8 protein-coding genes are annotated in these 7,246 nt (G+C 71.1%); 4 read left to right on the forward strand and 4 right to left on the reverse strand.

Going from position 1 to position 7,246, the window contains the following annotated elements:
• The 3 genes from WA805_RS16830 to WA805_RS16840 form a co-directional block, all read right to left on the reverse strand.
• Positions 1-1,066 (reverse strand): ankyrin repeat domain-containing protein (locus tag WA805_RS16830; RefSeq protein ID WP_425242812.1); only part of this gene is annotated, 1,066 nt, incomplete at its 3' end.
• A gap of 289 nt (positions 1,067-1,355) precedes the next feature.
• Positions 1,356-2,432 carry a MerR family transcriptional regulator gene (locus WA805_RS16835; RefSeq protein ID WP_425242813.1) on the reverse strand — a complete coding sequence of 359 codons (1,077 nt, stop codon included), beginning with the start codon at positions 2,430-2,432 and terminating at the stop codon, positions 1,356-1,358.
• Positions 2,433-2,477: 45 nt separating this feature from the next.
• Positions 2,478-3,686: a pyridoxal phosphate-dependent aminotransferase gene (locus tag WA805_RS16840; RefSeq protein WP_424562486.1), complete on the reverse strand. Its 1,209-nt coding sequence runs from the start codon at positions 3,684-3,686 to the stop codon at positions 2,478-2,480.
• A 111-nt stretch (positions 3,687-3,797) separates the two neighbouring features.
• On the opposite strand from WA805_RS16840, the gene WA805_RS16845 reads away from it, so the two are divergent.
• Both WA805_RS16845 and WA805_RS16850 read left to right on the forward strand, forming a co-directional pair.
• On the forward strand, positions 3,798-4,904 hold the full coding sequence (locus tag WA805_RS16845; RefSeq protein ID WP_425240179.1) for a methyltransferase domain-containing protein: 1,107 nt from the start codon (positions 3,798-3,800) through the stop codon (positions 4,902-4,904).
• A gap of 2 nt (positions 4,905-4,906) precedes the next feature.
• Entirely contained in the window at positions 4,907-5,302 is a 396-nt protein-coding gene (locus tag WA805_RS16850; protein WP_422281726.1) for a hypothetical protein, read from the forward strand.
• Here WA805_RS16850 and WA805_RS16855 read toward each other — a convergent pair.
• Positions 5,290-6,207, reverse strand: a complete 918-nt coding sequence (locus WA805_RS16855) for a phosphoribosylaminoimidazolesuccinocarboxamide synthase (protein WP_425242814.1) — start codon at positions 6,205-6,207, stop codon at positions 5,290-5,292. The two genes, WA805_RS16850 and WA805_RS16855, sit on opposite strands and share 13 nt — an antisense overlap.
• On the opposite strand from WA805_RS16855, the gene cutA reads away from it, so the two are divergent.
• Positions 6,206-6,646, forward strand: coding sequence for a divalent-cation tolerance protein CutA (cutA, locus tag WA805_RS16860; protein WP_422281728.1), 441 nt, complete (start codon positions 6,206-6,208; stop codon positions 6,644-6,646). The genes WA805_RS16855 and cutA overlap by 2 nt on opposite strands.
• A 19-nt stretch (positions 6,647-6,665) precedes the next feature.
• The gene (locus WA805_RS16865; protein ID WP_422289077.1) at positions 6,666-7,145 is read left to right on the forward strand and encodes a hypothetical protein; all 480 of its coding nucleotides are present in this window, start codon (positions 6,666-6,668) and stop codon (positions 7,143-7,145) included.
• Positions 7,146-7,246 lie beyond the last annotated feature (101 nt).

A 7,246-nucleotide genomic window follows, 5' to 3' on the forward strand; every position in this document is an offset into this window, starting at 1 on the left:
GCCGCGGCCGGTCGGCGGCCAGCGCGGCGGCGACGAACGCGTCCGCTGGCGGCAGGTCGAGCGGTGGCGCGCCATGCGCGACGAGGTAGTCCACCAGGTCGGCGTGCCCAGTTGTAGCGGCCATCGACGCGGCCGTGACCCCGTCCAGCGGCGCGGTCACGTCGACGCCGTGCTCCACGAGCAGCCGGACCCGCTCCGTCATGCCGTGCGTGACGGCCCAGGCGAGCTGGCCGCGGACCATCTCCGCCGGAGTGTCGAGCGCGTCGCCGAGTCGCCTGCGCCACGGGCCGCCGTCTCCGGTGCCCAGGCCGAACTCGAAGAGCAGCTCGAGGTGGTCGTTGCCCGGCTCGAACATCCGGTTGTAGAGCGCCTGCCCGTCGTTCGGGTCGGCGCCCGCCTCGAGCAGCAGCCGGGCGAGCGCCAGCGAGTGCGGGTGCCGCGGGGCGCGGACCGGCCCGGCCTCGCCCTCGCCGAAGACGCCGGTGAGCGTGGTGAACGGGGTGGGCAGCCCGTGCCAGAGGTAGCCGGCGTTCGGGTCGGCCTCGGCGTCGAGCAGGAGCCGGGCGGTCTCCAGCGTCGCCGCCAGCGAGATCGCCGGGTCGTGCCTGGCGTAGGCGAGGTAGCACAGCGGCTCCCACTGGAATGGCCCGCCTTCTCGCGAGGCCGCCGCGGGGTCTGCCGCCAGCACCCGGCGCAGCGCGTCGGCGTCGGCCGTCGCGGCCCCCACATAGACGTTGCCCTCGGCGAGCCCCGGCGCGCGCTCAAGGATCCGCCGCGCCTGCTCCCACTCGCCGGGCTCATCGTCGTAGTAGCTGAGGCAGGCCAGCCGCAGGAACGTGCCGGCGTCGCTGTCCGTCGCGACACGTTCGGGGAACCGGCTGTACCTGGTCAGCAGCTCGACGTGCTGCTTTAGCCGCGCCCAGCTGGTGAATCCGTAGCGGCGCGCCACGCCGAGCTGCGCCTCCCACAACGGGATCCCGGACGTCCGGCGAAGGTCTTTCGCCTGGTTGCGAAGCTGTTCGAGGCTCGGCTGCTCGGGGAGCGGGACAGGCGACTCAGACACCATGACTCCTTCCGTTACGCCTGCTGTCCGCGTCGCAAGGCCGAAAGGAGGAGATAACAGCCGTTCCATGATCGTGCGCTCAGGCGGGCTCTGCCCTTCCCGCGGACCGGCGGCCCCCTGCGGGCCTACCGAAATCCTACGCCCGCCAGTTGTCGGCCGGTCGGCCCAGCGCTCATCTTGGTATCAGTTCCGGTCCTCGAAAACGGGCAAATCGGGCGGCTAAGGGGCCGGAACTGATACGAAGTTGCTGTGAGGCCGATTTCCGGCTGATAACAGCAAGAAGCGGTGGCGGCTATGCCGCTGCCGCCGCCGCTGTCACGTCGGCGACGGCGCAGGCGATGTTATCCGGGCCGCCTGCCGCGTTGGCCAGCTCGATCAGTCGCTGGACCGCGTCGGCGGGCACCGACTCCTGGGCCGCGAGCGTCTCCCTGATGTCCGCCGCAGGGACGACGGCGGACAGGCCGTCGGAGCACAGCAGGTAGCGGTCGCCGGCCTGGGCGTCGTGCAGCGACAGGTCGGGCGTCCCGGCGGTGGTGCCGAGCGACTTGAGCAGCATCGCTCGCTGCGGGTGTGACCACGCCTCTTCCGGCGTGAGCCGCCCGGCGTCGATCAGCGACTGGACGACCGAGTGGTCGTGCGTGATCTGGAACAGGCCGCCGTCGCGCAGCAGGTAGGCGCGGCTGTCGCCGATGTGCACCAGGGCGAGTCGCGACCCGGACCAGAGCATCGCGGTGAGCGTGCTGCCGCTGTCCGCGAACTCCGGGTCGGACTCGGCGGCGGCGCGCAGCGACGAGGTCGCCGCCGTGATCGCGTCGGACAGCGCGTTGAGCAGGTCACCCGCGGATTCCGCGGATTCGAGCGGGCGAAGCGCGTCAATCACGGCTTCGCTTGCCGCGTCACCGCCGGGACCCCAGCCGTCGGCGACGGCGAGCAGCCGGGTTCCTGCGTAGGCGGCGTCCTGGTTGCGGTCGCGCTCGCGGCCGATGTCGGAGGCGGCGGCGTAGCGGATGGCGAGCTGGGTTCCTGGCATGGCGGTTTGCCCTTCTGACAAGTAATCGAGCAGAAATAGAGCAAGCCCCTTCCGTTCGGAAAACTCGGCCTCGGCCACCCGGAGGAAAGCCGTCACGGCGGCCGCGACCTCGGCCGGGGGACGGCCGTTGATCTCGGCGATCGTCGCGAGCGGCAGGCCGGCGCGGCGCAGCCACGCGACCAGCCGCGCCTGGTCGAGCTGGTCCGGCGAGTAGTACCGGTAGCCGGAGTACTCGTCGACCCGGACCGGGCGGAGCAGGCCGAGCTCGTCGTACAGCCGCAGCGCCTTCGGCGACAGCCGGGACGCGCGGGCGAACTCACCGATCGTGAGGAGCTTCACGTCGGCAAGCCTGGGCGTTGCCCCAAGGGCAAGGTCAAGCCCGGGTTACTGCTTGTAGGTGGCGAGGAACGTCGCGAGGCGGCCGATCGCGTCTTCGAGGACGGGGACGCTGGCCAGGAACACGACCCGCAGGTGGTCGGCGGACGGCAGGTTGAACCCGGTGCCGTGCGACAGCAGCAGGTACTGCTGCTCCAGCAGGTCGATGACCATCTTCTGGTCGTCGACGATCTTGTGCACCTCGGGGTCGAGGCGGGGGAACAGGTACAGCGCGCCGGCCGGCTTGTAGCAGTCCACGCCGGGGATCTCGGTGAGCAGCTGCCAGCCGCGGTCCCGCTGGTCGTACAGCCGGCCGCCGGGGCGCAGCAGCCCGGTGATGTCGATGCCGCCGTCGAGCGCGGCGGGGATGGCGTGCTGCGCGGGGACGTTCGGGCAGAGGCGCATGTTGGCGAGGAGCTCGAGGCCGTCCAGGTATTCGGCGATCGGCTCCTTCGGGCCGGAGACCGCCAGCCAGCCTGACCGGAAGCCGGCGAGCCGGTACGTCTTGGACATGCCGCCCATGGTCAGGACCGGCAGGTCGGGGGCGAGGGCCGCGGCGCAGTGGTGCTGCGCGCCGTCGTACAGGATCTGGTCGTAGATCTCGTCGGTGAGGACGAGCAGGTTGTTCCGGCGGGCGATGTCGAGCAGTTCGATCAGCGTTTCCCGCGAGTACACCGCGCCGGTGGGGTTGTTCGGGTTGATGATCACGATCGCCTTGGTGCGGTCGCTGATCTGGGCACGGACGTACTCGGTGTCCGGGTTCCAGCCCAGGTCTTCCCGGCAGCGGTAGTGCACCGCGCGGCCGCCGCACAGGCTGACGGCGCCGGTCCACAGCGGGTAGTCCGGGCTCGGCACGAGGACCTCGTCGCCCGGGTTGAGGAGGGCCTGGAGGGACATGACGATGAGTTCGGACACGCCGTTGCCGAGGAACACGTCGTCGGCGGTGACGCCTTCGACGCCGATGCGGTCGTAGTAGGCGGCCACCGCCTCGCGGGCCGGCGCGATGCCGCGCGCGTCGCTGTAGCCCTGGGAGTCCGCGACGCTGGCGGCGACCTGCTGCACGACCGCGTCCGGTGCGACCATCCCGAACGGCGCGGGGTTCCCGAGGTTCAGCTTGAGGATCTGGTGGCCCTCGGCCTCCAGCTGGCGAGCTCGGCGCAGTACCGGCCCCCGGATGTCATACCGGACGTCAGCCAGCCTGCTCGCCTGCGACACCACGTGCGTCCTCCAATGAGCCAATATGGCGGTAGGTGATGCCCGAATGTTACCGGCTGATCGCCGACGTCCTGACTATTTACGGACTGCCACCGGACGAAGGGGGCGTTGCCCATGACCACGGCGGATGGTCACCCGCCGGCGCGGGCGCCCGAGGACCTCGGCGAATTCTTTCTCCAGCGCGCGAACGCCGGGGACGTGGAGGGGCTGGTCGCGCTGTACGAACCAGACGCGGTGCTCGCCTTGGCGCCGGGGCGAGTGGTCACCGGCCACGACGAGATCCGCGGGGTGTACCGGGAACTGCTGGCGGACCGGCCGGTCTTCACGTCCGACGGGCAGCGGCCCCCGCTGCGCAACGGCGGCCTGGCGCTCACCTCGACCAGGCTGCCCGGCGGGGGCACGACGGCGGAGGTCGCGCGGCGTCAGCCGGACGGTACCTGGCTGTGGGCCGTCGACCACGCGTCGCTGCTGTCCTCGTTACGCGGGCCGGTCGCAGCGGGGAGAATCACGGGCATGGCCGAGACATGGATGCTGGACGAACTGGCGCACGCGGGTCCCGAGCATTTGGACGCGGCGTTCATCGCGGGTTACGACAAGAAGCAGGGATATCCGGACCCTGGCGAGGACCTGGCGGCGTTCGAGGCGCGGGGGCTCGGCAGGTCATCCACCGTGGTCGACATCGGCGCCGGCACCGGGCAGTTCGCGATCCCCGCGGCGGGGCGGTTCGGGCGCGTCGTCGCGGCCGACGTCTCGCCTGTCATGGTGGACGCCCTGCGGCAGAAGGCGGCCACCGCGGGGGCGGGCAACCTCGACTGCGTGCGCGCGGGGTTCTTCAGCTACGCCCACGAGGGGGCGCCCGTGGACGGCGTCTACACCAGGAACGCGCTGCACCAGGTCCCTGACTTCTGGAAGGGGATCGCGCTGCAGCGGATCGCGGACATGCTGCCGCCGGGCGGCGTGCTGCGGCTGCGGGATCTCATCTTCGACTTCCAGCCGCGGGAGGCGAGCGAGATCTTCGCCGGCTGGTTCGCGGGCGCCGCCGCCGACCCGGCGGACGGGTACACCGCCGCCGACTACGCCGAGCACATCCGCACCGAGTACAGCACCTACCGGTGGCTGCTCGAGCCGCTGCTGGCCGCCGCCGGCTTCGAGATCGTCGAGGTCAGCTTCGAGCGCCGCCTCTACGGCGCCTACACCTGCGTCAAGCGGTATGGTCCGTGATCGTGGACAGCGACGATGTGAGCCAGTGGTTCGGCGAGTACCTCGACGCCTTCGCGGCCTGCGGCCGTGGCGAGCGCGACACCGCTTCGCTGCTCGCGTACTACGGCGTTCCGCTGCTGGTCACGACCGACGAGGGGTTCTTCGCGCTGACGAGCGACGCCCAGGTTGTCGCGGTCATGCAGCAGCAGGTCGACGGGATGCGGGCGGCCGGTTACGGCCGCAGCGAGGCCCTCGGCTCCGAGGTCACCGTCGTGAATTCCACGTCCGCTCTCTACCGCGGGACATACTCGTGGCAGCAGAGCGACGGCGCTGAGATCCGCCGGGTCACCCTGACCTATCTGGTGACCGACGGTCCGGCGGGCCGCCGCATTTCAGCGCTGCTCGTTCACAGCTCCTGACCAGCTGTCAGGCGGTCGAACAGGTCCAAGTAGCGCGCGGTCATCGCCGCCACGATGTCCGGCGGGATCTCCGGGCCGGGCGGCTTGCGGTCCCAGCCGATCGCGGTGCCCCAGTCGCGCAGGTACTGCTTGTCCAGCGAGTGCTGCGGGCGCCCGGGCTCGTAGTCGCCCGCGGGCCAGAAGCGGGAGGAGTCCGGGGTCAGCACCTCGTCGGCGAGGACCAGGTCGCCGTTTTTCGCCCGGCCGAACTCCAGCTTCGTGTCCGCGACGATGACGCCGCGCTCCGCGGCGAGCGCGGCGCCCCGGCGGTACACCTCGAGCGTGATCCGCCTGAGCTCGGCGGCCGTCGAAGCGCCGACCAGGTCCGCCACCTCGTCGTAGGTCATCGGCTCGTCGTGCCCGGCGGCGGCCTTCGTCGTCGGGGTGAAGACCGGTTCGGGCAGCCTGGACGCCTCAACCAGGCCGGGCGGCAGCGGCACGCCGGAGATCGCGCCGGTCTCGTTGTAGGAGGCGAGGCCGAGCCCGGCCAGGTAACCGCGCGCGATGCACTCCACGGGAACCATCTCCAGGTGCTGGCAGCGGATGGCGCGGCCCTGCCATTCGGCGGGGACGTCGGTCGCGGAAATCACGTGATTAGGCGTGACATCGGTGAGGCGATCGAACCACCAGAGCGACAGCTGGGTGAGGATGCGGCCCTTGCCGGGGACCGGCGTGGGCAGCACCACATCGTAGATGGACACCCGGTCCGACGCGACGAGGAGCAGGTCGTCACCATCGGCGTAGACGTCGCGGACCTTTCCCGAGTGAATCAGCTCCAAAGCGGTAACCTCCAGTCTGGCCTGGCAACGGCCTGGCAACGGCCTGGCCAGCGTACCTTCGCGGCGGGGCGTACGATCAGGTGCCATGGCGGGAAGCGACGCTGGCGACCGCAGGGGTAGCGAATACCTGCAGGTGCAGACGACCACCGACTCGCGGGCCGAGGCGATGGAACTCGCCCGGGCCGCCGTCGAGGCGCGGCTGGCGGCCTGCGGCCAGGTCGCCGGGCCTGTCGCGTCCACGTACTGGTGGAACGACGAGCTGGAGCGCTCCGAGGAATGGTTCGTCTTCCTCAAGACGCCGGCCGATCGATACGATGAACTCGCCGCGTTCCTCTCCGACCGGCACAGCTACGACGAGCCGGAGATCGTCGCCACCGCGATCGTGTCGGGCTCGGCGTCGTTCCTCTCCTGGATCAGGGACGAGACCCGTCCCCGGCCAGCGTCGGGGGCGTCAGGAACGCCCCAGGAACCCGGTGCGGACGAGGCGGCGCGGCAGGCCGCCGAGGGTCAGATCAGAGCGGAGTGAGCGTGTGGGTCCCCGTGGGTTGACCGTCCTTTCGATAGCGGGGATCGCCGGGCTTCTCTTTGGCGTGGTCGGGTGGAAGCAGCGCGGCATCTACACGGTCACCGCACCGCCGGTGGCCGCTACCTCCTCGCCCGCCGCCGCAAGCTCGCCATCCGCCACCGTGCCGCCATCTGCCACCGTGCCGGCGTCCGCCGCCGCGGCTGCCGGGCCGCTGCTGAGCTCCATGCCGTACGCGTCGTTCGCCTACCTGGTGTGGCCGGGGCCGGTCAGCGCCGACGGCAAGCTCGCGATGAGCCGCTGGAAACTCACGGTCACCAGGCAGGCGGGCGGCATCACGGTGCAGGCCGCGGAGGACGGTCAGTCGATGGCCTCCGTCTCGCGCTTCTATCCCGGCGGCGCGAAGGTGTACATACTCGACTCCGACCTCGGTGCCGACGCTGTGGGCAACACCAATGAGGGCCTGGAGGTCACGAACACGCAGGGACAGGTGCTGCCATGAGCGACGAGTCGCAGCGGCCCGCCGGCTGGGCGGGCGGCCGTGGCCGCGGCTGGGCGGGCGGACGGCTTCGCTCCCCGCTCGGGCGCGGCGAGGAACAGGTG

This window comes from Trebonia sp. (genome assembly GCF_049794275.1).
Classification (GTDB): Bacteria; Actinomycetota; Actinomycetes; order Streptosporangiales; family Streptosporangiaceae; genus Trebonia.

Coding starts and splice junctions, on each gene's coding strand:
- WA805_RS16855 (WP_425242814.1), bottom strand. CDS start 6,207: ATGGCACCTGATCGTACGCCCCGCCGCGAAGGTACGCTGGCCAGGCCG.
- WA805_RS16845 (WP_425240179.1), top strand. CDS start 3,798: ATGACCACGGCGGATGGTCACCCGCCGGCGCGGGCGCCCGAGGACCTC.
- cutA (WP_422281728.1), top strand. CDS start 6,206: ATGGCGGGAAGCGACGCTGGCGACCGCAGGGGTAGCGAATACCTGCAG.